This is a genomic window from Vibrio sp. 10N.261.45.E2, from assembly GCF_002875705.1.
Lineage (GTDB): Bacteria > Pseudomonadota > Gammaproteobacteria > Enterobacterales > Vibrionaceae > Vibrio.
The window spans coordinates 104,652-130,935 of sequence record NZ_MCZZ01000142.1 but is presented as its reverse complement, the minus strand read 5'-3'; the positions used below and the strand labels follow the sequence as shown (position 1 = coordinate 130,935).

Here is a 26,284-nt window from a genome sequence, read left to right as displayed (position 1 = left end):
TCTAACGAAAGACGAAAGTGTAGGAGAAGTACGTGAAGCATTGGTTTAAGAAAAGTGCATGGTTATTGGCAGGAAGCTTGATCTGCACACCCGCAGCCATCGCGAGTGATTTTAGTGCCAGCTTTAAAGGTACTGATATCCAAGAGTTTATTAATATTGTTGGTCGTAATCTAGAGAAGACGATCATCGTTGATCCATCGGTGCGCGGAAAAATCGATGTACGCAGCTACGACGTATTGAATGAAGAGCAATATTACAGTTTCTTCTTAAACGTATTAGAGGTGTATGGCTACGCGGTCGTTGAAATGGACTCGGGTGTTCTTAAGATCATCAAAGCCAAAGACTCTAAAACCTCGGCAATTCCCGTTGTCGGTGACCGTGATTCGATCACTGGCGACAGTGTAGTCACGCGTGTTGTGACCGTTCGTAATGTCTCGGTTCGTGAGCTTTCTCCTTTGCTTCGTCAATTGAACGACAATGCAGGTGCGGGTAACGTTGTGCACTATGACCCTGCCAACATCATTCTTATTACCGGCCGAGCGGCGGTGGTAAACCGTTTAGCGGAAATCATCAAGCGTGTTGACCAAGCAGGTGATAAAGAGATTGAAGTCGTTGAGCTAAAAAATGCCTCAGCAGCAGAGATGGTACGCATTGTTGATGCGTTGAATAAAACCACAGATGCGAAGAATACGCCTGCATTCCTACAGCCTAAACTGGTTGCCGATGAGCGTACCAATGCGATTCTGATTTCTGGTGACCCTAAAGTTCGTAGTCGTCTAAGAAAGCTTATCGAGCAGCTTGATGTCGAAATGGCAACTAAGGGTAACAACCAAGTTATCTATCTTAAATACGCAAAAGCCGAAGATTTGGTCGATGTGCTGAAAGGCGTGTCGGACAACCTACAATCAGAGAAGCAGTCATCAACCAAAGGTAGCTCATCGCAGCGTAACCAAGTGATGATCTCTGCACACAGTGATACTAACTCTCTAGTTATTACCGCGCAGCCTGACATCATGAACGCTCTGCAAGACGTGATCGCTCAGCTGGATATTCGTCGTGCTCAAGTATTGATTGAAGCCTTGATCGTTGAAATGGCAGAAGGTGATGGCGTTAACCTTGGTGTGCAGTGGGGTAACTTAGAAACGGGTGCAATGATCCAGTACAGCAACACCGGCGCATCGATTGGCGGTGTAATGGTGGGTCTAGAAGAAGCAAAAGATACAGAAACTACAACCGCTGTGTACGATGAAAATGGTAAGTTCCTACGAAATGAAACCACCACTGAACAAGGGGACTATTCAACATTAGCCTCTGCACTTTCAGGTGTTAACGGCGCAGCTATGAGTGTGGTGATGGGTGACTGGACAGCCTTGATCAGTGCGGTAGCAACCGACTCCAACTCAAACATCCTATCTTCTCCAAGTATTACCGTGATGGACAACGGCGAAGCGTCATTCATTGTGGGTGAAGAGGTTCCGGTTTTAACTGGCTCGACGGCGGGTTCAAGTAACGATAACCCATTCCAAACGGTTGAACGTAAAGAGGTTGGTATCAAGCTAAAAGTGGTGCCACAAATCAACGAAGGCGACTCTGTTCAGTTGAACATTGAACAAGAAGTATCGAACGTATTGGGCGCGAACGGTGCGGTAGATGTACGTTTTGCTAAGCGACAGCTAAATACGTCTGTGATTGTTCAAGATGGCCAAATGTTGGTGCTGGGTGGTTTGATTGATGAACGTGCGTTAGAGAGTGAGTCTAAAGTGCCATTCCTAGGTGATATTCCTGTTCTTGGGCACTTGTTCAAATCAACCAGTACTCAGGTTGAGAAAAAGAATTTAATGGTATTCATTAAGCCAACCATCATCCGTGATGGCATGACAGCAGATGGTATCACTCAGCGTAAATACAACTTCATTCGAGCTGAGCAGCTGTACAAGGCAGAGCAAGGTTTGAAACTGATGGCTGACGATAATATTCCAGTACTGCCTAAATTTGGTGCAGACATGAATCACCCGGCTGAAATCCAAGCCTTCATTGATCAAATGGAAACAGAATAATGGCTGAATTGGTAGGGGCGGCACGTACTTATCAGCGCTTGCCGTTTAGCTTTGCGAATCGCTACAAGATGGTGTTGGAATATCAGCATCCAGAGCGTCCGCCGGTACTTTATTATGTAGAGCCTCTAAAATCGGCGGCGATCATTGAAGTAAGCCGTGTTGTGAAAAATGGCTTCACGCCACAAGCGATCAGCGCAGACGAATTTGATAAAAAACTGACCGATGCGTATCAGCGTGACTCGTCGGAAGCTCGTCAGCTAATGGAAGACATTGGTGCTGACAACGACGATTTCTTCTCGCTAGCAGAGGAGCTGCCACAAGATGAAGATCTGCTTGAGTCAGAAGACGATGCGCCAATCATCAAGCTGATTAATGCGATGCTGGGTGAGGCGATCAAAGAAGGTGCTTCGGATATTCATATCGAAACCTTTGAGAAATCACTGTCGATCCGCTTCCGTATTGATGGTGTGTTACGTGATGTTTTAGCACCGAGCCGTAAACTGGCTCCGCTGTTGGTTTCGCGTGTCAAGGTTATGGCGAAGTTGGATATTGCGGAAAAGCGCGTGCCACAAGATGGTCGTATCTCACTGCGTATTGGTGGCCGAGCGGTCGATGTTCGTGTATCAACCATGCCTTCTTCTCATGGTGAACGGGTGGTAATGCGTCTGTTGGACAAGAACGCCACTCGTCTCGATTTGCACAGTTTAGGCATGACGGCAGAGAACCACGAAAACTTCCGTAAGCTAATTCAGCGTCCACATGGCATTATCTTGGTTACCGGTCCTACGGGTTCTGGTAAATCAACGACCCTATACGCTGGCCTGCAAGAGCTCAATAGTAATGAGCGCAATATCTTAACCGTTGAAGACCCAATTGAATTCGATATCGATGGTATTGGCCAAACACAAGTGAACCCTAAGGTTGATATGACCTTTGCGCGTGGTTTACGTGCCATTCTTCGTCAAGACCCGGATGTGGTGATGATTGGTGAGATCCGTGACTTGGAGACTGCTGAGATTGCTGTTCAAGCCTCTTTAACTGGTCACTTAGTTATGTCGACCCTTCACACCAATACTGCAATTGGTGCGATTACACGTCTACGTGATATGGGCATCGAACCCTTCTTGATCTCTTCTTCGCTGCTGGGTGTTTTGGCTCAGCGTTTGGTTCGCACTCTGTGTAACGACTGTAAAGAACCTTACGAAGCCGACAAAGAGCAGAAGAAGCTGTTTGGGTTGAAGAAGAAAGACAGCCTGACGCTGTACCAAGCTAAAGGGTGTGAGAACTGCAGTCATAAAGGCTATCGAGGCCGTACCGGTATTCATGAACTCTTGATGATTGATGACTCAGTACAAGAGCTGATTCACAGTGAAGCGGGTGAGCAGGCGATTGAGAAAGCAATTCGTGGCACAACCCCAAGTATTCGAGATGATGGCTTGAGCAAAGTTCTGAAAGGGGTAACGTCCTTAGAAGAAGTGATGCGTGTGACCAAGGAAGTCTAGTATGGCGGCATTTGAATACAAAGCGCTGGATGCTAAAGGTAAAAGTAAAAAAGGGTCTATCGAAGCGGATAACGCTCGTCAGGCTCGCCAGCGCTTAAAAGAGCAAGGCTTGATGCCGGTTGAGATGACAGAAGCCAAAGCCAAAACAGCGAAAGGTGCTCAGCCATCAACCAGCTTTAAGCGTGGTATCAGTACGCCTGATCTGACTTTGATTACTCGTCAAATATCAACGCTCGTTCAGTCTGGTATGCCGTTAGAAGAGTGTTTGAAGGCCGTCGCTGAGCAGTCTGAGAAGCCTCGTATTCGAACCATGCTGCTGTCTGTTCGCTCTAAGGTAACGGAAGGTTACTCGCTAGCGGATAGCTTGGCGGATTACCCACATATCTTCGACGAACTGTTCAGAGCCATGGTCGCCGCAGGTGAAAAATCGGGTCACTTAGATGCGGTATTGGAGCGACTAGCCGATTACGCTGAAAATCGTCAGAAGATGCGCTCTAAACTCCTGCAAGCCATGATCTACCCTGTGGTGCTGGTGGTATTTGCGGTGACGATTGTTTCGTTCCTACTGGCAACCGTGGTACCTAAGATCGTTGAGCCTATTATCCAAATGGGTCAAGAGCTTCCTCAATCGACACAGTTTTTATTAGCATCGAGTGAATTTATCCAGAATTGGGGCATCCAATTACTGTTGTTGATTATCGGTGTGATTGTGTTGATTAAGACCGCGCTGAAAAAGCCGGGCGTTCGCATGAGTTGGGATCGCAAGCTATTAAGCATTCCACTGATCGGCAAGATCGCGAAGGGGATTAATACCTCTCGTTTTGCACGAACACTCTCTATCTGTACCTCGAGTGCGATTCCTATCCTTGAAGGGATGAAGGTCGCGGTCGATGTGATGTCGAATCATCACGTGAAACAACAAGTATTACAGGCATCAGATAGCGTTAGAGAAGGGGCCAGTCTGCGTAAAGCGTTGGATCAAACCAAGCTCTTCCCACCGATGATGCTGCATATGATTGCTAGTGGTGAGCAGAGTGGTCAGTTAGAACAGATGCTGACAAGAGCGGCAGATAATCAAGACCAAAGTTTTGAATCGACTGTGAATATCGCGTTAGGTATCTTTACGCCAGCACTTATCGCTTTGATGGCAGGTTTAGTGCTTTTCATCGTGATGGCGACTCTAATGCCGATGCTTGAAATGAACAATTTAATGAGCGGCTAATTACTACTCACAAGACGTTAGTTTTTGGATTATCGAGAAGAAGGACATTATTACCTTCAACTCGCTGTCTGTAATTTGGAGAAAATAATGAAAAACAGAATGAAGAAACAATCAGGCTTTACCCTATTAGAAGTGATGGTTGTTGTGGTTATCCTTGGCGTATTGGCGAGCTTTGTTGTACCTAACCTATTGGGTAACAAAGAGAAAGCTGACCAACAGAAAGCCATCACAGATATCGTGGCGCTAGAGAATGCGCTAGATATGTACAAACTGGATAACAGCGTTTACCCAACAACGGATCAAGGTCTTGATGCATTGGTTTCTAAGCCAAGCAGCCCAGAGCCTCGCAACTACCGCGACGGCGGCTACATCAAGCGTCTGCCTAACGACCCATGGGGTAACGAGTACCAATACCTAAGCCCAGGTGATAACGGCACTATCGATATCTTTACACTTGGCGCTGATGGCCAAGAAGGTGGAGAGGGTATTGCTGCGGATATCGGTAACTGGAACATGCAAGATTTTCAGTAAGCCTAGGCTTATTGTCACTTGATGCCGTTATTTGATGTTAGGACGTAAACAGATGGAGTCTAAAGGTGAAAACTAAGCAAACACAGCCAGGTTTCACCTTAATTGAGATTCTTTTGGTGTTGGTATTACTGTCAGTAACGGCGGTCGCGGTGATCGCGACCATTCCTACCAATAGCAAAGATGCCGCAAAAAAATACGCTCAAAGCTTTTATCAGCGAGTTCAATTACTCAATGAAGAGGCTATTTTGAGTGGTTTGGATTTTGGCGTTCGTGTTGATGAAAAGAAATCGACCTATGTACTGATGGCGCTTAAGTCTGAAGGCTGGCAAGAAGTCGACTTTGAAAAAATCCCCTCTTTAACTGAACTACCGGAAGAACTCGCATTGTCACTGACTCTAGGTGGTGGCGCATGGGAAGATGATGATCGGTTGTTCAATCCAGGAAGCTTGTTTGATGAAGATATGTTTGCTGATCTTGAAGAGGAAAAGAAGCCGAAACCACCACAGATTTACATCTTGTCGAGTGCTGAAATGACGCCATTTGTGTTGTCGTTTTACCCAAATACCGGAGACACAATACAAGACGGTTGGCGTATTCGAGTGTTGGACAATGGCGTCATTCGATTGCTAGAGCCGGGAGAAGAAGATGAAGAGGAATAACCGTTCTCCTTATCGCTCTCGTGGTATGCCCCTTGGTTCTCGAGGAATGACTCTGCTTGAGGTGCTGGTTGCGCTCGCTATCTTTGCGACTGCGGCGATCAGTGTGATTCGTGCTGTCACTCAGCATATTAATACGCTCAGTTATTTAGAAGAAAAAACCTTCGCTGCTATGGTCGTTGATAATCAAATGGCTTTGGTGATGCTGCATCCTGAGAAGCTAAAAAAAGCGCAGGGCACACAAGAGTTGGCTGGAAGAGAATGGTTCTGGAAGGTCACGCCAATCGATACCAGCGATAATTTATTGAAGGCGTTTGATGTGAGTGTGGCAACCAGTAAGAAAGCCTCTCCAGTGGTTACGGTGCGCAGTTATGTGGTTAAGTAAGAGCATGTCCGCCAATAAGCGAGTGCCTCGTAAACAGGGGTTATCTTCGAAAGGGAGAGGCTTTACCTTAATTGAGGTTTTGGTTTCGATCGCTATCTTTGCCACGTTAAGCATGGCGGCTTATCAGGTGGTGAATCAAGTTCAGCGTAGCAACGAGCTTTCAATCGAGCGCAGTGCGCGTTTAAATCAACTGCAACGTAGTTTGGTCATTTTAGATAATGATTTTCGCCAGATGGCAGTGCGACAATTTCGCACTAACGGTGAAGAGGCATCATCTAAGCTGATCCTAATGAAAGAGTATTTACTGGATTCCGATAGCATCGGCATTATGTTTACTCGCCTTGGTTGGCATAACCCACAGCAGCAGTTTCCTCGCGGGGAAGTCACCAAAGTGGGCTACCGCATTAAAGAAGAGACGCTTGAGCGTGTATGGTGGCGTTACCCTGATACACCAGCAGGCCAAGAAGGTGTGATTACGCCTCTGCTTGATGATGTTGAAAGCTTGGAGTTTGAATTTTATGACGGAAGCCGCTGGGGTAAAGAGTGGCAAGCCGATAAATCACTGCCTAAAGCGGTGAGATTAAAGCTAACCTTGAAAGACTATGGTGAGATAGAGCGAGTTTATCTCACATCAGGCGGCACCCTAGATCAGGCCGATGACTCTTCAAACAGTGACTCTTCAGGCAATAATGAGGGGAATAATGACTCATCGAACTAACAAGCCTGCACTGACTAGGTCTGCCATAGGACGCAAGCAACGTGGTGTCGCGCTGATCATTATCCTAATGCTACTGGCGATCATGGCAACCATTGCAGGCAGCATGTCGGAACGTCTGTTTACTCAATTCAAGCGCGTTGGTAATCAACTGAATTACCAACAGGCTTACTGGTACAGCATTGGTGTAGAAGCGTTGGTGCAAGACGGTATTAGGCAAAGCTACAAAGACAGTGATACCGTGAACTTAAGTCAGCCATGGGCGCTAGAAGAGCAGGTGTACCCATTGGATTATGGTCAAGTTAAGGGCCGTATCGTTGATGCGCAGGCGTGTTTTAATCTTAATGCGTTGGCGGGTGTGACGACGACTTCAAGTAACCAAACACCTTATTTAATTACGGTTTGGCAAACCTTGTTGGAAAACCAAGATGTTGAGCCTTATCAGGCTGAGGTTATCGCCCATTCAAGCTGGGAGTTTGTTGATAGTGACACCCGAACCACCTCGTCAACTGGTGTGGAAGACAGTACTTACGAGGCGATGAAGCCAGCCTATTTGGCAGCAAATGGCTTAATGGCTGACGAATCAGAGTTACGAGCGGTTTATCAGGTCACGGGTGAGGTGATGAACAAGGTTCGCCCCTTTGTTTGTGCTCTGCCTACCGATGATTTCCGTTTGAATGTGAATACTCTCACTGAAAAACAGGCGCCGCTATTGGAAGCAATGTTTGCTCCCGGTTTAAGTGAATCGGATGCCAAACAGCTGATAGACAAACGCCCATTCGATGGTTGGGATACGGTGGATGCTTTCATGGCTGAATCTGCCATTGTGGGTGTGAGTGCCGAAGTCAGCAAAAAAGCGAAAGCATATTTAACTGTAGATAGCGCCTATTTTGAGCTAGATGCAGAGGTATTAGTTGAGCAGTCACGTGTACGTATACGGACGCTTTTCTATAGTAGTAATCGAGAAACAGTGACGGTAGTACGCCGTCGTTTTGGAGGAATCAGTGAGCGAGTTTCTGACCGTTCGACTGAGTAGCGAACCACAAAGCCCTGTGCAGTGGTTAGTTTGGTCGACAAGCCAACAAGAAGTGATAGCAAGTGGTGAACTGTCTAGCTGGGAGCAGCTTGATGAGTTAACGCCTTACGCTGAAAAGCGCAGTTGTATCGCTTTATTGCCGGGAAATGAATGCTTAATTAAGCGTGTTGAGATCCCGAAAGGTGCTGCTCGCCAGTTCGATTCTATGCTGCCGTTTTTATTAGAAGACGAAGTTGCACAAGATATCGAAGACTTACACCTGACGATTTTAGACAAAGACGCAACGCACGCTACCGTGTGTGGTGTCGATCGTGAATGGTTAAAGCAAGCGTTAGACCTGTTTCGTGAAGCCAATATTATCTTCCGTAAGGTGTTGCCAGATACATTGGCCGTCCCTTTTGAAGAGCAAGGCATCAGTGCACTACAGATCGATCAGCATTGGTTATTACGTCAAGGTACTTATCAAGCAGTATCGATCAGCGAAGCATGGTTACCGATGTTTTTGCAAAGTGATTGGGTTGTTGCTGATGACGAAGAGCAAGCGACGACGATCTTCAGTTATACAGCAATGCCGAGCGACGACGTTCAACAGCAAAGCGGCGTGAATTGGCAAGCCAAACCTGCAGAATTGGTGATGTCTTTGCTGAGCCAGCAGGCCATCACAAGCGGCGTAAATTTACTGACTGGCACCTTTAAAACCAAATCTTCATTCAGTAAATATTGGCGCGTATGGCAAAAAGTAGCGATTGCAGCTTGTTTGCTGGTGGCTGTGATTGTGACTCAACAAGTGTTGAAGGTTCAGCAATACGAAGCTCAAGCACAAGCTTACCGCATGGAGAGTGAGCGTATATTTAGAACTGTGTTGCCAGGTAAACAACGTATTCCGACAGTAAGTTACCTTAAGCGTCAGATGAACGATGAAGCGAAGAAATATGGTGGCTCAGGCGATGGTGACTCTTTATTGGGGTGGCTAGCGCTGCTGCCGGAAACCTTAGGTCAGGTGAAATCGATCGAAGTCGAAAGCATTCGCTACGATGGAAATCGTTCTGAGATTCGACTTCAGGCGAAAAGCTCTGACTTCCAACATTTTGAGACCGCGAGAGTGAAGCTCGAAGAGAAGTTTACCGTCGAACAAGGTCCATTAAACCGTAATGGCGATGCCGTATTTGGCAGCTTTACTCTTAAACCCCATCAATAACCTGCGTAAGGAGATCAGTGATGAGAAATATGATTGAGCCACTCCAAGCGTGGTGGACTTCAATAAGTCAAAGAGAGCAACGATTAGTTATTGGTTGTTCAATTCTATTGGTGGTAGGCATCGTGTACTGGGGGCTATTGCAGCCGCTTAGCCAACGAGCTGAGATGGCGCAAAGCCGTATTCAAAGTGAGAAGCAACTGCTGACTTGGGTAACTAATAAAGCCAATGAAGTGGTGGAGCTAAGAGGCAGCGGTGGTATTAGTGCCAGTCAACCTCTGAATCAATCTGTGCCGGCTTCTATGCGTCGCTTTAATATCGAGCTGATACGTGTGCAGCCTCGTGGTGATATGCTGCAAGTGTGGATTAAGCCCGTGCCGTTTAACAAGTTTGTTGACTGGCTGACATACCTGAAAGAGAAGCAGGGTGTCGAGGTTGAGTTTATGGATATTGATCGCTCTGATAACCCTGGGGTTATTGACGTCAACCGACTACAGTTTAAACGAGGTTAATGTGAAACGCGGTTTATCTTTTAAGTATGGCTTGCTCTTCAGTAGCATCTTTATCGTCTTTTTCTCAGTCAGCCTGTTGCTGCACTTACCGGCTTCTTTTGCTCTCAAACAGGCACCGGTTGTGCGCGGTTTGAGTATCGAAGGCGTTGAAGGCACTGTTTGGCAAGGTAGCGCTAACAATATCGTGTGGCAGCGCATCAATTATGGTTCAGTGCAGTGGGACTTCCAGTTCTCTAAGTTATTCCAAGGCAAAGCGGAACTCGCGGTTCGTTTTGGTCGTAATAGTGACATGAACTTATCAGGTAAAGGGCGTGTAGGGTACAGTATGAGCGGCGCGTATGCAGAAAACTTAGTGGCTTCAATGCCTGCTATGAACGTGATGAAATACGCCCCAGCCATTCCAGTACCGGTTTCTGTTGGTGGACAAGTTGAACTGACGATCAAGCATGCGGTTCACGCTCAACCTTGGTGTCAATCTGGCGAAGGTACACTTGTTTGGTCTGGTGCTGCAGTCGACTCTCCTGTTGGCTCGTTAGACCTTGGCCCTGTGATTGCAGACATCACCTGTGAAGGCAGCACAGTTGCAGCGAAGGGTACTCAGAAGAGCGATCAGGTGGACAGTGAGTTCTCAGCGAGCGTAACACCGAACCAACGCTACACGTCAGCGGCATGGTTTAAGCCAGGTGGTGAATTTCCATCAGCGATGCAGAGCCAGCTTAAGTGGTTGGGCAATCCTGATAGCCAAGGTAAGTACCAGTTTACTTATCAAGGCCGTTTTTAGCTAAATAGCTAAGCACTACTAAATTCAGATCTAAAAAACGGGCACCTCATGAGGTGCCCGTTTTGTTTGAATATCTTATAGCTATAAAGACAGCTGGCTTTAGTCTTTGCCTTGTAAGATTTCTGCCCATGGTAAGTCAGCATCACCAAGTACAATGAAGTTCGGGTTCTCAAGCGTTTCTCTTTCATTGTAAGAGAGCGGCTCCAGTTGAGTGCTTAAGATACGCCCGCCTGCTTCTTCAACAATGCACTGTGTTGCGGCGGTATCCCACTCGCCAGTAGGCCCAAGGCGCAAGTAACAATCGACAGCACCTTCTGCAACTAAACAGGCTTTCAAAGCTGCTGAACCTAATGGCACTAAGTCATAGTTCCAAGCGGGACTCATGCGGCTAGTGATGCGATTGATGTCTTGGCGACGGCTGATCGCCATCGCGATGGACTGGTTTGGTAGCTCGTGACGATGCGTTTTGATTTTCACACTGTCATTAAGATCTGGGATCTTCCAAGCACCTTTACCACTGTAAGCGTAATAGCTCACACCGGAAACGGGCGCGTATACTACACCCATAATTGGCTTATTATGCTCGATTAAGGCGATAATTGTTGCGAAGTCGCCACTTCGTGCGATGAACTCCTGTGTTCCGTCCAGTGGGTCAACTAACCAGTAGCGATCCCACTGAGAGCGTTGCTCTAGGCTGATATCAGCGGCTTCTTCCGATAACACCGGAATATCAGGTGTTAACTCACTGAGTTTTTTCGAGATAAGCTTATGAGCGGCGAGATCAGCACTAGTGACGGGCGTATCATCACTCTTAGTGAACTCTTCGTAATCCTTTTTTTCATAGATCTCTAAGATGAGTTGTCCAGCCGATCGAGCGATCTCAATGACTGGAGGGAGGAGGTGAGACAAATCTTTTGTTATTGGCATAAATATTCTCTTACTCTTCGAGTGATCCTAACTGTTCTAATTATTGTTTAAGACGCGAAGGGCTAATAGTAGGGCGGTAATACTGCGAGCCTCACAGAAGTCGAGATGTGTTAACAGTTCTTCGGCTTGAGCAAGCGGCCAGCGCACAATGTCGAGTGGCTCTGGCTCATCACCTTCTAGTTTTTCTGGGTAGAGGTCTTCTGCGATAAACAGCGTCATTTTGCTCGAGAAGTAAGAGGGTGCAAGGATCACTTCTTTTAACGGGGTTAGCTTCTTGGCACCGAAGCCAATCTCTTCTTTGAGCTCGCGAACGGCGGCTTCGTTTGGCTGCTCACCTGGGTCGATAAGCCCTTTCGGAAAGCCCAGCTCATAACGCTCTGTGCCCGCTGCGTATTCACGCACCAAGAGAATATCGCCTTGTTCAGTAATCGGAACCATCATTACTGCGTTGCGGCCGCTAGGCTTCATGCGTTCGTAAGTGCGCTGTTCACCGTTTGAAAAGCGTAAATCGAGAGACTCGATAGAGAATAGTTTTGATTGAGCGACAGTTTGCTGAGCCAAAATTTCTGGCTTGGTCCTTTTTGTCATTGCGCTCGCTCCTTAGCTCATTGGAATTCTTTCTTATAAAGTCATTCTAATATAGGGGAAATGACGGTGAGTTCCTAGATCCGAGTTTTCATATCCTAGAATTATTAGAGCAGGAACCGATTGCGATCACTTGAATACCTTACTCAAGATGGTAACGAGCCGAGAATCTTGTTTATTTTATTCAGGAATACAAGAGCATAGGGAGAGCGTATCCGCCTAGCCCTAAAATAAAAAAGGTTGATACTTGCGCATCAACCTTTTAATCAGCGATTCATACTAACTGAGTCATTAGTAGTAAGAGTGCTCACCACGGTCGTGTTCAGTTGCATCACGAACAGCAGTCAGTTCACCTTCGAATTGTTGAAGAAGTTCTTTCTCGATGCCTTCTTTTAGCGTTACATCAACCATAGAACAACCGTTACAACCGCCACCGAATGCAACGATAGCAGCACCGTCTTCAGTGATTTCTACCAAGCTAACGTGACCGCCGTGGCCAGCAAGTTGTGGGTTAACTTGTGTTTGAATTGCGTATTCAACACGTTCTAGAAGCGGTGCATCGTCTGATACTTTACGCATCTTAGCGTTTGGCGCTTTAAGCGTTAGTTGAGAGCCCATTTTGTCCGTGACGAAGTCGATTTCAGCTTCATCTAGGAACGGTAGGCTCAGCTCATCTACGTATGCAGAGAAAGCTTCGAATTTAAGCTCTGTGTCAGACGCTTCAATAGCATCTGTTGGGCAGTAAGAAACACCACACTCAGCGTTTTGTGTGCCTGGGTTTACCACGAACACACGAATGTTTGTACCTTCAGGCTGCTGTGACAGCAGATTGGCAAAGTGAGTTTGAGCTGTTTCTGTAATAGTAATATTTGACACGACGAATACCTGAGTAAATTTGTAGGCTATTAGCGCCATTCTACTCCTGTCAGATTTGTAATTCAGCCCTTTTTTGTTGGATTGCTGTACAAATGGCGACTTAAGTCAGTTATCCAGAGGGCTCAGGAGTGCGGCAGATGCAGTAAATATCAATCCTTTTAACGTCCACTTCAAGTAGTAATTGGCATAATTGATACACAGTACTGCCGGTGGTTACAACATCATCAATTATCGCGACATGAGAGGGAACCATTCCTTGAACGTCTTGTTTTCTCAACGCAAAAGCGTTCTTTAGATTGTGTAATCGTGCAGATTTATTAAGCCCCTGTTGAGAAGTGGTTGAGCGCACTCGACGAAACAACACCTCATTTTTAACGCCAAGCTCTTGAGCCGTGTAATTGGCTAGCAGCTGACTTTGATTAAAGCCACGATGAATGTATCGGCGCCAATGAAGCGGTACGCTGGTGATCAGCGGAGCTGGATGTTCGATACGCGACGCCAATAGTTTTGATAGATCGCGAGCAAACCAAAATTTATCTGCGTACTTCATCTGTTGAATATAACCTGCTGTAGGGAAGGTGTAGTCGCCGACACAATAGAGGCGATGCCACGGTGGTGGTTTTGATAAGCACTCACCACATTGATCAACGGTGGTGATTGTTTTCAAGCCACATCGCTGACAGCGTGGTACTGGATCAAAGAGTTTGAGACAAGAATTGCACCATCGAGGATGTATATCGCTAGAGAGTTTATCGAGCTTGCACAGGTGGCACTGAGGTGTGACCAGACGCGGTGTGTGTTTTTGTAGCCAATCGGATAACATAGCTCGCGATGCTTTTGGGTTATGGTGTTCCTTTTGCTCACCATACTGAAAAGCGCGGATTATCGCTGATGGAAAAAGTAGGGAATATTGAGAATGAGTGATGCGTTATATTGGCATGTTTCTGGGCAAGGCCCCGATTTAGTACTGGTTCACGGCTGGGGAATGAACGGTGCAGTATGGCAGCAAACCGTTAATGCATTGGAAGCTGATTTTCGAGTACATGTCGTCGATTTGCCAGGGTACGGACACAGCGCGCACTGCCACGCTCAAGATCTTGAAGAGATTGCTCAGCAACTGCTGGCCGGAGCACCAAAGCAAGCGATTTGGGTCGGTTGGTCACTCGGCGGCTTGGTTGCAACGCACATGGCGCTCCATCATCCAGATTACGTGAGCAAACTGGTGACTGTCGCCAGTTCTCCTAAATTCGCGGCCGCAAAAGAGCCAGTATTATGGCGAGGCATTCAACCTAATGTATTAACCGCTTTCACCGAACAGTTGGTTGAAGATTTCCAAACCACCATCGAACGCTTTATGGCATTGCAAGCCATGGGCAGCCCGTCAGCAAGACAGGATGTAAAACAACTCAAGCAAGCGGTGCTGTCTCGCCCATTGCCGAACCCTGAATCATTATTGGCAGGATTAAAGATGTTGTCTGATGTCGACCTGCGTGAACAGCTACCTGAGATTTCAGTGCCAATGCTGCGTTTGTATGGTCGATTAGATGGGTTGGTGCCAATCAAGGTCGCGAAAGATCTGGGTACAGCCTTGCCTCATACCGAGCAATACATCTTTACGCAGTCTTCACATGCGCCGTTTATGACCGAAGCCGATGCCTTTTGCAGTGAACTGGTCAGCTTCGCCCAAAAATAATTGCTAAATTTATTGCTGGATTGGTCGATATATAACCTAACCAATGCACTGAATGATACTCAGACCTAACTCTCTCCTGAGCTGATTGCGGTAAGTTGGGCTATGCCTGTTGTACTGACTCGCAGTACAACAGCGTTATAGCAATACCGATGGGCGATTCTTGAGGAGTTCGCGATGATTGTGTCACCTGCAACTGCAGTGAGTGTGCCACTTATCGCCCCGTCCGTTAATGTGCAAACAGAGCAAGTTGCGCGTGATAATAAAGTCCGAGAGCCTGTTGCTCCCGCAGTAGCGTTGGCGAAAACCAATGCAGAGCGAAAGGTAAAATCGGACGATAAACGAAGGCAGCAGTCGGCTTGGGATCCTTCAGACCATCCTGGTTATGAAATGGAGAACGAGTCAGAGGCTAATTCGATTAGCCAAGAAGAACCACAAGATCCTTTTGATCGGTTGTTCAGCTTATTGGCACTGAGAACATACAGTGCTGATCAAGGAAAAGGCTATACCATGCGTTTTCGCCTGCCAAAGCATGTTTTAGATGCGGCGATTCAGGAGGGACAGATGGAGAAACGACGTAAGGTCATAAAATATCATTATGGTCATGCTGTTGCGCCTCATGCTCCATCAGAGATGCTGGTGGTCTTATAAATCAAAAGTTTATGAGTCAACCAAGCTTCGATGTCTTTTTTGAACACATAATAAAAAAACCTGCATACCCTAAGGGATGCAGGTTTTCTGTTTTTAAGCTAATCCGTTTTTTAGATGAGCTAACGGATTACTTTTTCGCTTTGGCAAAAGCAGCAGCGAATGCACCACCCATCGCCGCGTTTTGTTGCGGTTCCTCGCGACGGCGCTGTCCACCTTGCGAGTTTTGATTCGAGCGGTTTTGTGTTCGAGGTGCACTTGAACGTTGAGCTCGGTTGTCTTGTCCCGGTTCGTCCTTCATACGCATGCTGAGTGCAATACGTTTACGCTGAACATCCACTTCCATCACTTTCACTTTCACGATGTCACCGGCTTTAACCACTTCACGTGGGTCAGAGACAAAGCGATCAGTTAGCGCTGAGATATGCACTAAGCCATCTTGGTGAACACCAATATCTACGAAGGCACCAAAGTTCGCCACGTTTGAAACCACACCTTCTAAGATCATGCCCGGTTCTAGGTCTGAAACGCTGTTTACGCCATCGGCGAAAGTAGCCGTCTTGAACTCTGGACGAGGGTCACGGCCCGGTTTATCGAGCTCTTTGATGATGTCGCTGACTGTTGGTACACCGAAGTTTTCGTCGGTGTAATCAATCGCATGTAAACCGCGTAAGAAGTCTGTGTTACCCACTAGAGACTTGATGTCTTTGTGGTTTTTCTCAGCGATACTTTTCACTACTGGGTAAGCTTCTGGGTGAACCGATGATGCATCCAGCGGGTTCTTGCCGTCCATGATACGTAGGAAACCTGCACACTGTTCAAAGGCTTTTGGCCCTAAACGAGCGACTTTTTTCAGCGTAGTACGTGCTTCAAAACGACCATTCTCATCACGGAAATCTACGATGTTCTGAGCGATGGTGCTAGACAAGCCAGCAACACGAGTCAGCAGCGCAGCCGAAGCGGTATTTACATCAACACCAACCGCGTTTACACAGTCTTCGACAATCGCATCTAGACGCTTCGCAAGCATGGTTTGGCTAACGTCATGTTGGTATTGGCCCACACCGATCGATTTAGGGTCAATCTTCACGAGCTCTGCCAATGGATCTTGTAGACGACGCGCAATAGACACCGCACCACGGATCGATACATCCATGTTCGGGAACTCTTTTGCTGCTAATTCAGACGCAGAATAAACCGATGCACCGGCTTCGCTGACAATGATCTTTTGCGCTTTTAGGTTTCCACGTTTAATCACGTCAGCCACAAAGCTGTCGGTTTCGCGTGAAGCCGTGCCGTTACCAATTGCAATCAAGTCAACATTGTATTGGCGAACCATCTGCTCAACCACATGTGCCGATTTGTCGTATTGCTTTTGAGGTGGGTGAGGGTAAATCGTTTCTGTTGCCAAAACCTTACCGGTTGAATCCACGACAGCGATTTTTGAACCGGTACGTAAACCCGGATCTAAGCCTAAGGTTGCACGAGGGCCAGCAGGTGCGGCCATTAGTAGGTCTTTTAGGTTGGTTGCGAATACTTCAATCGCTTCGATCTCTGCTCGCTCTTTCATCGCGCCCATCAGTTCGGTTTCCATGTGCATAGAAACCTTAATGCGCCATGCCCAGCTGATTACTTGCTTACGCCAAGCATCGGCAGGTGCGCTGCTTAGGGTAATGCCGTAGTGATCAGAGATGATGTTCTCACAGTAAGAACTACGGGCACCTTCTTCTTGCTCTGGGTCTGCGTTCATCGCCAGCGTTAAGAAACCTTCATTTCGGCCACGTAACATCGCAAGTGCACGGTGAGATGGCACCTTGCTGAGTGTTTCGTTGTGCTCGAAGTAGTCTTTGAACTTCTCGCCTTCTTGTTCTTTGCCTGTCACGACACGAGCGACTAACTCAGAGTTGCGTGTTAGGTGTTGGCGAATCTTTTCAAGTAGGTTTGCGTCTTCTGCAATGCGCTCCATGATGATCGCACGTGCGCCATCGAGTGCCGCTTTGATATCGACAATACCTTTATCGCTGCTGATGAAGTTCGCCGCTTCCGTTTCAGGATCGTGCTGTGGTTCATTCCACAACGTATCGGCTAGTGGTTCTAAGCCCGCTTCAATCGCGATCTGACCTTTGGTACGGCGCTTTGGTTTGTATGGCAGGTATAAATCTTCAAGGCGAGTCTTACTGTCTGCTTGAGTAATATCACGCTCGAGTTCTGACGTGAGTTTTCCTTGGTCTTGAATCGACTTAAGAATCGTTTGGCGGCGATCGTCTAGCTCGCGAAGGTAAGAAAGGCGGCTATCAAGGTTACGTAGTTGGGTATCGTCTAAGCCACCCGTAACTTCTTTACGGTAGCGGGCAATAAAGGGAACGGTGTTACCGTCGTCAATTAGGTTTACTGCGGCAGTGACTTGCTCAGAACGGACATTCAGTTCTTCAGCGATCAGTCGACAGATAGCTTGGCTCATCCGATGAATCTCTTATTTAATATCATGACAAATACATGGGGGTGAGCGTACGCTTTTTCTAGCTTTGGCTGTGTAATTATCCTGTCAGAAGTCGAATTTCCGTTTCTGATACCTGCTTTGTGCGAGATCTCTTACAAGTGATGTGAGACTAAGTCACTTTAAACCGATGAAATCGTCTTCTACGCTTCCTAAGTTATTGATTTTATTTAATTGCGTGTTTGTGGGCGCATTTCCCACCTGAAATGTTTTTTAGGACTACCTAGGAAACTCGCTCAATTACCGTAATATTTAACTTGTCGACAGGGAGTTGGCAGGAACAGGAAAAAGCCTAATGGACTAGGTATCTTCAGGATGAAGATTTGATTACTTAGGATGAGTGGTCAGCAAGGAAGTGATAATCTCTGGATGAGATTCGCCAGTCAGGATGACAGGCTAGAATGGACACCGCTAGGATGGCGATGAACAAAAAGGAAATTGGTTAAAGGATTTAGCCACTATCAAGGAAAGATGCAGGGAGCACCTTATCTCGAAGAGATAAACAGTAGCCGGATTGCTGCGATAGAGACTTAACCCCGCTAGGCGAAAGCCTTGCGGGGTTTTCTTTTATCTGGGATTTGGGTTTGTCTAAACACTCAACCCATCGCTCAGTATTGATTAAGTTTGGTTATTCGTTGTTTGCGTAGCTGATCGAGTTAATGAACCACTCTTTGTCGCCTTCCGGTGTTTTTACCGTAAACTCTTCATCCACTTCTTTCTTCAGTAGAGCTCTAGCCATAGGCGAGTCGATAGATATGTAGCCTTTAGCATCGCCGTAGATCTCTTCTGGGCCGACAATACGAAATTTCTTAATTTCTCCATCATCATTCTCAATTTCGACCCAAGCACCGAAAAAGACCTTACCTTCTTGTTGTGGCGAGTAATCAACGATTGTGACATCAGGTAGGAATTTGCGTAGGAAACGCACTCGGCGATCGATCTGACGAAGCAAACGCTTGTTGAAGGTGTAATCTGCGTTTTCTGAACGATCTCCAAGGCTTGCAGCCCAAGTGACTATTTTGGTGATTTCGGGACGTTTCTCGTGCCATAAGTGGTCATGCTCTGCTTTGAGCTTGTTATAACCTTCTCGGGTGATAAGTTTGGTTTTCATAAATCTGACTTAATGAAATGATGTTCTAAGATAGAATATATAGAAAGGCAACATACGTTAACAATTATTTAGGCGACTTTTTCTCCAATAATGTTACATTTTTAATGTCTTATACCAATATACAATTTACCAAGAATGCTTAACCTTAGGTTTAAGCTTTAATAGGTGGAACCATTACATGCAAGAAAACTACAAAATTTTAGTGGTCGATGACGATGCTCGTTTACGTGCACTGTTAGAACGCTATCTGTCAGAGCAGGGCTTTCAAGTGCGTAGCGTGGCAAACAGTGAGCAGATGGACCGCCTGTTAACCCGTGAAAATTTTCACTTGATGGTATTGGATCTAATGTTGCCTGGCGAAGATGGCCTATCGATTTGTCGTCGTCTACGAAATGCAAACAACTCGCTGCCTATCCTGATGCTGACTGCAAAGGGTGATGAAGTGGACCGTATTGTGGGTTTGGAAGTAGGTGCTGATGATTACCTACCAAAACCATTTAACCCACGTGAGCTTTTAGCGCGTATTAAAGCGGTATTGCGTCGCCAAGTGATTGAAGCGCCGGGCGCACCGAGTACAGAAGAGTCTGTGGTTGAGTTTGGTGAGTTCCGCTTGAACCTAGGTACACGTGAAATGTTCCGTGGTGAAGAGCCGATGCCTCTTACTTCGGGTGAATTTGCGGTACTTAAGTCATTAGTGACTAACGCACGTGAGCCAATGTCTCGTGACAAGCTAATGAACATGGCTCGTGGCCGTGAGTATTCAGCAATGGAACGCTCTATCGATGTTCAGATTTCACGTCTGCGTCGTCTAGTAGAAGAAGATCCAAGTAAGCCTCGTTACATCCAAACGGTGTGGGGCTTGGGTTATGTCTTCGTTCCAGATGGTAAGGCTGTGTAAGTCAGCTTATTAAGCTCTACAGCAGCTTTATCGATTCTGTAATTCTTACGGGCCATCTCATTGATATGTGATGGCCCGTTTTCTATTCAGCACAATTGTGATACCAATCGTAGCAAGTAACTGGTCATCCTAGCTTGTTAAAACGCTCGATAACTTCGTTAGAAATTTTGGTTGTAGAATGGCTACTTACCGAAAATTTCTGCCTTGTTCTCAAGCATTTTTCCTGCGCTATTTATGCTCATTTACTTACTGTGATTGGTATTATAGTTATAGTCATATAACATTTTCTTTGTCTTTCTACATATCGGGTACCCCATGCGCATACGTAGCTCCTTTACTCAGTCGATAGTGCTTTTCTTAACGCTCTTGGTTGCTAGCCAAATTTTTTCTTACTACGCCGTGTTTAACTACGCTTTGATGCCGAGTTTGCAGCAGTTTAATAAGATATTGGCACATGAGTTAAACTTGGTGTTGGACCAAGGCAGTGATATCGAAATCGATGCACCACTGCGCCAGCGTGTACTTGAGCAGTTAGGGGTAACTGTTCACGCCAAGGACAGCGAAGCTGCGGGTGAGTATTATCATGCGGTAGAGATCGACCTGATGAGCGAGGAGATGACCAAAGAACTGGGTTCTGAAACGAAAGTGCGGCTCATTTTGGGTAAAGAGAGTTATGTGTTGTGGATGGACATCGCGCAGATGCCTAACTCCTTGATTCGTATTCCACTATCTGAGCTACAAGAAGAAGATTTTGCACCGCTATTTCGCAATAGCTTGATCATGGCGATGTTGATTGTCGCTGGTGGTTGGCTGTTCATTCGATTGCAAAACCGCCCGCTCATTGCGCTTGAGAAAGCGGCGCAAGGGGTTGGGCGAGGTGATATTCCACCGCCACTGCCAGTACAAGGTGCTCAAGAGATTCGCTCAGTAACTCGAGCCTTTAATCAGATGTCGAAAGGCATTCAAGAGTTAGAAGAAGACCGCGCTCTATTGATGGCCGGTATCAGTCATGATTTACGTACCCCGTTGACTCGTATTCGCTTAGCGACGGAGATGATGTCACCAGAAGATGCCTATTTAGCGGAAGGGATCATCAGTGATACCGAAGAGTGTAATGAGATCATCAGTCAGTTTATGGACTACCTAAAGCCTGTCGACCGAAATTCGTTCCAAGCGGTGTTCGTTGATGATATTGCGCGTGAAGTGTCGAGCTCGGAAGGTGGCTATGAAGTTCAGATTGAAACGGATATTCCTGATAATATGAAACCTGCGTTGGGCAACCCAATCGCGATGAAGCGCGCAGTGAGTAACTTGGTGGTGAATGCGCTGCGTTATGGCAATGGTTGGGTCAAAGTATCAACTGGCATGACGGCAGACAATAAGCTTGCTTGGGTGACAGTAGAAGACAATGGCCCTGGTATTCCACAAGACCAGATTGGTAAGTTGTTTGAACCCTTCACGCGTGGCGATACCGCTCGAGGCAGTGAAGGAACAGGCTTAGGATTAGCGATTGTGAAACGTATCGTTAGCCAACACCAAGGTGCAGTAGTGGTGAATAACCGCAGTGAGGGTGGCTTAAAAGCGCAGATCAGTTTCCCCGTTAAGCCCTAGTTATCATCGGTCTGTATTATGGCGACAGGTTCGGTTCGGGGAGCTGTTAAGAGATCCCCGACTCGGTCATTCTTCCCTCTAGTGAGGAACGAACGAATAGGGAATCTCGCTCTTGGCTTATAGGTAAAGACCTTCGAGTATTGAGCTACCATTGATGTCAAAAAGGCTTCCTTGAGGGAAGCCTTTCTACGTTCTGGGCGATGGTATCTTGTCTAATTAAGCTTTGGAATAAACATCGCGTTCACCCAACCAGCGGTTGATGATCGCCTTGGCGTTGTCTGGGTAGCTATCGTGAATATGACGCGCGATACGCTGCACCTCAGGGATCAAACGTTGGTCTCGCACTAAGTCAGCAATCTTAAAGTCTGCTAAGCCCGTCTGCTTAGTGCCAAGCAGTTCTCCGGGTCCTCGAATTTCTAAATCTCGCTGAGCAATCACAAAACCATCATTACTTTCGCGTAGCACACCTAAGCGTTTCTGAGCGGTTTTAGACAGCGGTGAGTGATACAACAATACACAATGACTAGCGACCGAACCTCGGCCGACACGGCCTCTCAGTTGGTGCAGTTGCGCTAGACCAAGACGCTCTGGGTTTTCGATGATCATTAAGCTCGAATTAGGTACATCCACACCCACTTCAATCACAGTTGTCGCGACCAACAGATGTAGTTTGTTCTCCTTAAATTCCTGCATCACCGCTTGTTTCTCGGCAGGTTTCATTCTGCCGTGCACGAGGCCAATTTTCACGTCGGGCAGTTTGCGTTGCAGCTCTTCCGCAGTATCAGCCGCAGCTTGAGCTTCCAATACTTCGGACTCATCAATCAGCGTACACACCCAGTAAGCTTGCTTGCCCTCATTGAGACACGCATTTTTCACTCGTTCGACAATGTCATCGCGTTTGGTATCTGGAATCGCCACGGTTTGAATCGGTGCGCGACCCGGTGGCAACTCATCAATAATCGAAGTTTCGAGATCGGCATAGGCGGTCATTGCTAGCGTTCTTGGAATTGGCGTTGCCGTCATTACTAATTGGTGAGGGTAGTAGCCCTGCTTAGCGCCTTTCTCACGCAGCTCTAATCGCTGGTGGACACCAAATCGGTGTTGCTCATCAATGATTACTAAGCCAAGGTTTTTGAACTCGACGTGTTCTTGGAATAGAGCATGCGTGCCGACCACCATTTGCGCTTCGCCGCTGGCAATACGCGCTAGCTCAGTCTCGCGCGTTTTGCCTTTGAGTTTACCTGCAAGCCAACCCACTTGAATGCCCATTGCTTCAAACCAGTTGGCAAAGTTGATTGCGTGCTGCTCTGCTAATAGTTCGGTTGGTGCCATCAGTGCCACTTGTTGGCCATGTTCTAGTGCGCGAACAGCTGCCAGTGCTGCGACCAAGGTTTTACCTGAGCCTACATCGCCCTGAACTAAACGCATCATTGGGTGCGGCTTTTCCAAGTCAGCCTCGATCTCTTGGGTTACACGCGCCTGAGCATTGGTTGGTGAGAATGGTAGCTGAGCCAGTAGTTTATCTTTCAGGGTATTCACTGGAGGAAATGGCATCGCCTTGTCTTGTTGGCCTTTACTGCGAACAGACAACATAGATAGGTTTTGAGCCAGTAGCTCTTCCATAATCAGGCGCAGCTGTGCAGGGTGCTTACCTTCATCAAACAGCTCTAGGTCGATGCCCGGAGGTGGCCTATGAATGGTATGCAGTGCTTGTGCGAGGGTGATTTGGTGATCGTATAGGCCAGATGGTAGCAACTCATTGACGGCTGCTTTGTCGATAAGTTCTAACGCTTGGTCAGTCAGGTTGCGCAGCGTGACTTGTCTCAACCCTTCGGTGGTTGGATAGACTGGAGTTAAGTTAGCTTCAACATCTGGTTGCTGCCTTGGTGCAAAGAATTTGTAGTCGGGGTGGACAATCTCTAGCCCCATGTTACCGCGCTTGATTTCACCGTAGGCATGGACTTGTTTGCCTTCGGCAAAGTTGTTCTTCATGCCTGCGGTAAAGTTGAAAAAGCGTAGCGTAATGGTGCCGTTACCGTCACTTATCTTTACCGCCAACATCTTACGTTTACCGAAAATGGTATCGACGTGCATTACCTTGCCTTGCACTGCAGCCCATAAGCCCGCGTGCAGTTTTACGATTGGGTAGATGCGAGTTCGATCTTCATAGCGCAAAGGCAGGTGAAACAGCAGGTCTTGCACATTGTTAAGCCCAACCTTTTCCAGTTTCTCTGCGACTTTTGCGCCGACTCCAGATAAAGAGTTGAGAGGGATAGCAGATAAAAGCTGTGACATAACAAGGCTCATAAACGTAAGAAAGATGATCTATTCAAGCATTTTACTGGATTTTTGTACAGGGTAAAGCTTAGAAGCAGATACGGGATGCGAGTAAACGAGATTCGAAGAGATCAAGGGCGGATACGGGATGCGGGTAAACGGGATACGAAGGGATTAAGAGCAGATATCGGGAGTGAGTGAATGGGATATGGAATGATTAAAGCAATACATAAAATTAAAGCAGACTCAAAATACGAAAGGTTGAGTGGTGAAAAGCTTTTGCTCTTCGCATCTCAAGACTCGTATCTCTCATCTGCTTTATTTATCGAGATTCGAAAAAACTAAAAGCAGATGTGGAGCCAAGATAGTGAGTCACGAAGTCTTTTGGTCTTCGTATCTCGCCATCTCGAATCCCTCATCTGCTCTTGGATCAGTTCTTACGACGTCTTACTTTCAGCGCGTGTGGCATCACACGCAACTTCTTCATAATGCTCGCAAGGTGAACACGATCTTTGGTGGTCAGCAAGATTGTCACTGTGTACAAGCGTCCATCACGTTCTTCAGTTGAAATACCGTGGATGTTAGAGCCTGTTTTCGAGATAACGTTAGTTAACTCAGCCAGTGCACCTTGGTGGTTCTGCAGATCAACCTGAAGTTCAGCAGTGAACTCTTGCTCGTAATCGTCAGACCATTCAACCGCCATGTATCTGTCTGGTTCTTTTTGGTAACCACGAACGTTTGGACACGTTTCACGGTGAACCACAAGACCACGACCTGGAGATACATGGGCAATGATGTGATCATCTGGAATCGGGTGACAACAGTTGGCGAATGTCAGTAGTAGACCTTCAGCACCACGGATCGGAAGCTTCTTCCTAGGCGTGTCGCTGTTGTTTTCTACTTCTGTCAGTTCGTCAGCATCACCAAGCAGTCGACGAGCAATAACGATACTCATCAGCTCACCAAGACCAATTGACGCTAGCAAGTCTTCAACGTTGTCGAGACGTAAGTCAGATAACACATGTTCAACGTTCTCTTGGCCGATATCACCAATCGAGTGTTCGCCAAGTGCGTGGTTCAGTAGACGACGACCAAGGGTAATCGATTCTTCACGACGCATAGTTTTCAGAACCTGACGGATCTTAGTACGCGCACGTGATGTCACCACGTAGTTGAGCCATGCTGCATTCGGACGTGCGCCCGGAGCACTGATGATCTCAATAGTTTGACCGTTCTTCAGCGATTTACTCAGTGGGTAAGGGTTCATGTCGACACGAGCACCTACACACATGTTGCCGACATCGGTGTGCACCGCGTAAGCAAAATCGACCGCTGTCGCGCCAGCAGGAAGTTCGACAATGCGACCCTTCGGCGTGAACACGAAGATCTCATCTGGGAACAGATCAGATTTAACGTTTTCAATGAATTCGAATGAGTTACCCGCGCTTTGTTGCAGTTCAAGTAAGCTCTGCATCCAACGTTGTGCTTTAACCTGTGCGGTTGTGCCATTACTGCTGCGTGAGCCATTGCCTTTATAAGACCAGTGCGCCGCGACACCTTTGTCTGCCATTTGATCCATATCTTCAGTACGGATCTGAACTTCAACTGGCACCCCATGAGGGCCGATCATTGACGTGTGCAGAGATTGGTAGCCGTTGGCTTTTGGTACCGCAATGTAATCTTTCATGCGGCCAGGGCGAGGTTTGTACAGGCTGTGAGCCTGACCAAGTACGCGATAACAAGTATCTGGTGTATCAACCACCACGCGGAAAGCGTAGATGTCCATGATGGTGTGGAAGCGCTGTTCTTTAGTTTTCATCTTGTTATAGATGGAGAACAGGTTCTTTTCACGACCAAGTACGCGAGCAGGCAAACCGACTTCTTCAAGGCGGCCTTCGATTTCGCTATGGATACGTTGGATCATTTCCTTACGGTTACCACGCGCAGCTTTCACTACGTTTTTTAGTACGCGATAACGGTTAGGGTAGAGGGCTTCGAAGCCCAGCTCTTCTAGTTCGGTCTTGATGTTATGAATACCAAGACGGTGAGCTAGTGGAGAATAGATCTCTAGGGTTTCACGAGCAATACGACGCTTTTTGTCAGGACGAAGCGCCCCAAGCGTACGCATGTTGTGAGTTCGGTCAGCTAATTTGATCAAGATAACGCGGATGTCTTGCACCATGGCGAGAACCATCTTACGGAAGTTCTCTGCTTGCGCTTCTTTGCGATCACGAAATTTAAGCTTATCCAGCTTAGATACACCATCAACCAATTCAGCAACGGTATTGCCAAATTTTTCCTCTAGATCTTCTTTAGTGACATCACAGTCTTCAATCACATCATGAAGTAGAGCAGCTTGTAGGGTTTCGATATCCAGACGCATTTCTGCCAGGATTCTTGAAACAGCTACAGGGTGGATAATGTATGGTTCACCGCTTGAGCGGGTTTGCCCTTCATGGGCGTCTCTCGCTACCACATAAGATTGACGCAGAGCCTCAATTTGAGGCTCTGTTAGGTATTCTTGGGCAACGTCTTTGAGGCTATCGAATAGATACAAATTAAAGGCCCGGAA

General features: G+C 46.9%; 23 protein-coding genes. 15 read left to right on the top strand and 8 right to left on the bottom strand.

Annotation, left to right across the window (positions count from 1 at the left end; genetic code table 11):
* The first annotated feature begins 32 nt into the window (after positions 1–32).
* From gspD to BCT34_RS17660, 11 genes are all read left to right on the top strand, one after another.
* A complete protein-coding gene (gene gspD, locus BCT34_RS17710; RefSeq protein ID WP_076650753.1) occupies positions 33–2,057 on the top strand; it encodes a type II secretion system secretin GspD in 2,025 nt (674 codons plus the stop codon).
* Positions 2,057–3,559: a type II secretion system ATPase GspE gene (gspE, locus tag BCT34_RS17705; protein WP_076650752.1), complete on the top strand. Its 1,503-nt coding sequence runs from the start codon at positions 2,057–2,059 to the stop codon at positions 3,557–3,559. The genes gspD and gspE overlap by 1 nt, the downstream gene beginning before the upstream one ends.
* Position 3,560: 1 nt before the next feature.
* Positions 3,561–4,781, top strand: a complete 1,221-nt coding sequence (gene gspF / locus BCT34_RS17700) for a type II secretion system inner membrane protein GspF (RefSeq protein WP_076650751.1) — start codon at positions 3,561–3,563, stop codon at positions 4,779–4,781.
* 87 nt (positions 4,782–4,868) lie between these two features.
* The gene (gene gspG, locus BCT34_RS17695) at positions 4,869–5,312 is read left to right on the top strand and encodes a type II secretion system major pseudopilin GspG (protein WP_017062485.1); all 444 of its coding nucleotides are present in this window, start codon (positions 4,869–4,871) and stop codon (positions 5,310–5,312) included.
* A gap of 65 nt (positions 5,313–5,377) precedes the next feature.
* Positions 5,378–5,971, top strand: coding sequence for a type II secretion system minor pseudopilin GspH (gene gspH / locus BCT34_RS17690; RefSeq protein ID WP_076650750.1), 594 nt, complete (start codon positions 5,378–5,380; stop codon positions 5,969–5,971).
* A complete protein-coding gene (gene gspI, locus BCT34_RS17685) occupies positions 5,958–6,353 on the top strand; it encodes a type II secretion system minor pseudopilin GspI (RefSeq protein WP_076650749.1) in 396 nt (131 codons plus the stop codon). The genes gspH and gspI overlap by 14 nt, the downstream gene beginning before the upstream one ends.
* Positions 6,340–7,071, top strand: coding sequence for a type II secretion system minor pseudopilin GspJ (gspJ, locus tag BCT34_RS17680; protein ID WP_076650748.1), 732 nt, complete (start codon positions 6,340–6,342; stop codon positions 7,069–7,071). The genes gspI and gspJ overlap by 14 nt, the downstream gene beginning before the upstream one ends.
* On the top strand, positions 7,055–8,104 hold the full coding sequence (gspK, locus tag BCT34_RS17675; protein WP_076650747.1) for a type II secretion system minor pseudopilin GspK: 1,050 nt from the start codon (positions 7,055–7,057) through the stop codon (positions 8,102–8,104). The genes gspJ and gspK overlap by 17 nt, the downstream gene beginning before the upstream one ends.
* Complete coding sequence (gene gspL / locus BCT34_RS17670) at positions 8,073–9,302, top strand: type II secretion system protein GspL (RefSeq protein ID WP_076650746.1); 1,230 nt, start codon at positions 8,073–8,075, stop codon at positions 9,300–9,302. Before gspK ends, gspL begins: the two co-directional genes overlap by 32 nt.
* Before the next feature lie 20 nt (positions 9,303–9,322).
* Positions 9,323–9,811 (top strand): type II secretion system protein M, encoded by a 489-nt coding sequence (locus BCT34_RS17665; protein WP_076650745.1) that lies wholly within the window; start codon positions 9,323–9,325, stop codon positions 9,809–9,811.
* Between the two features lies 1 nt (position 9,812).
* On the top strand, positions 9,813–10,592 hold the full coding sequence (locus BCT34_RS17660; RefSeq protein WP_076650744.1) for a type II secretion system protein N: 780 nt from the start codon (positions 9,813–9,815) through the stop codon (positions 10,590–10,592).
* Between the two features lie 99 nt (positions 10,593–10,691).
* Here BCT34_RS17660 and cysQ read toward each other — a convergent pair whose 3' ends face one another.
* From cysQ to BCT34_RS24485, 4 genes are all read right to left on the bottom strand, one after another.
* The gene (gene cysQ, locus BCT34_RS17655) at positions 10,692–11,519 is read right to left on the bottom strand and encodes a 3'(2'),5'-bisphosphate nucleotidase CysQ (protein ID WP_076650743.1); all 828 of its coding nucleotides are present in this window, start codon (positions 11,517–11,519) and stop codon (positions 10,692–10,694) included.
* A 36-nt stretch (positions 11,520–11,555) separates the two neighbouring features.
* A complete protein-coding gene (gene nudE / locus BCT34_RS17650) occupies positions 11,556–12,107 on the bottom strand; it encodes an ADP compounds hydrolase NudE (protein WP_076650742.1) in 552 nt (183 codons plus the stop codon).
* A 288-nt stretch (positions 12,108–12,395) separates the two neighbouring features.
* Positions 12,396–12,980 carry a Fe-S biogenesis protein NfuA gene (gene nfuA / locus BCT34_RS17645; RefSeq protein ID WP_026084098.1) on the bottom strand — a complete coding sequence of 195 codons (585 nt, stop codon included), beginning with the start codon at positions 12,978–12,980 and terminating at the stop codon, positions 12,396–12,398.
* 109 nt (positions 12,981–13,089) lie between these two features.
* A complete protein-coding gene (locus BCT34_RS24485) occupies positions 13,090–13,803 on the bottom strand; it encodes a ComF family protein (protein WP_174571119.1) in 714 nt (237 codons plus the stop codon).
* Positions 13,804–13,896: 93 nt separating this feature from the next.
* Here BCT34_RS24485 and bioH point away from each other — a divergent pair, with 93 nt between their 5' ends.
* Both bioH and BCT34_RS17630 read left to right on the top strand, forming a co-directional pair.
* Positions 13,897–14,673: a pimeloyl-ACP methyl ester esterase BioH gene (gene bioH / locus BCT34_RS17635; protein ID WP_076650740.1), complete on the top strand. Its 777-nt coding sequence runs from the start codon at positions 13,897–13,899 to the stop codon at positions 14,671–14,673.
* Positions 14,674–14,847: 174 nt separating this feature from the next.
* Positions 14,848–15,321, top strand: coding sequence for an ATP-dependent Lon protease (locus BCT34_RS17630; RefSeq protein ID WP_076650739.1), 474 nt, complete (start codon positions 14,848–14,850; stop codon positions 15,319–15,321).
* Positions 15,322–15,448: 127 nt separating this feature from the next.
* On the opposite strand, the gene BCT34_RS17625 is transcribed toward BCT34_RS17630, so the two are convergent.
* Entirely contained in the window at positions 15,449–17,779 is a 2,331-nt protein-coding gene (locus BCT34_RS17625; protein WP_076650738.1) for a Tex family protein, read from the bottom strand.
* A 664-nt stretch (positions 17,780–18,443) separates the two neighbouring features.
* Positions 18,444–18,926 carry a transcription elongation factor GreB gene (gene greB, locus BCT34_RS17620; RefSeq protein ID WP_076650737.1) on the bottom strand — a complete coding sequence of 161 codons (483 nt, stop codon included), beginning with the start codon at positions 18,924–18,926 and terminating at the stop codon, positions 18,444–18,446.
* 178 nt (positions 18,927–19,104) lie between these two features.
* Here greB and ompR point away from each other — a divergent pair, with 178 nt between their 5' ends.
* Together ompR and envZ are read left to right on the top strand one after the other, a co-directional pair.
* Positions 19,105–19,824, top strand: a complete 720-nt coding sequence (gene ompR / locus BCT34_RS17615) for a two-component system response regulator OmpR (protein ID WP_008218409.1) — start codon at positions 19,105–19,107, stop codon at positions 19,822–19,824.
* Positions 19,825–20,139: 315 nt separating this feature from the next.
* A complete protein-coding gene (gene envZ / locus BCT34_RS17610) occupies positions 20,140–21,435 on the top strand; it encodes a two-component system sensor histidine kinase EnvZ (protein WP_076650736.1) in 1,296 nt (431 codons plus the stop codon).
* 216 nt (positions 21,436–21,651) lie between these two features.
* Here envZ and recG read toward each other — a convergent pair whose 3' ends face one another.
* Entirely contained in the window at positions 21,652–23,730 is a 2,079-nt protein-coding gene (gene recG, locus BCT34_RS17605; RefSeq protein WP_076650735.1) for an ATP-dependent DNA helicase RecG, read from the bottom strand.
* A gap of 412 nt (positions 23,731–24,142) precedes the next feature.
* Complete coding sequence (gene spoT / locus BCT34_RS17600) at positions 24,143–26,269, bottom strand: bifunctional GTP diphosphokinase/guanosine-3',5'-bis pyrophosphate 3'-pyrophosphohydrolase (RefSeq protein ID WP_076650734.1); 2,127 nt, start codon at positions 26,267–26,269, stop codon at positions 24,143–24,145.
* Positions 26,270–26,284: the final 15 nt, after the last annotated feature.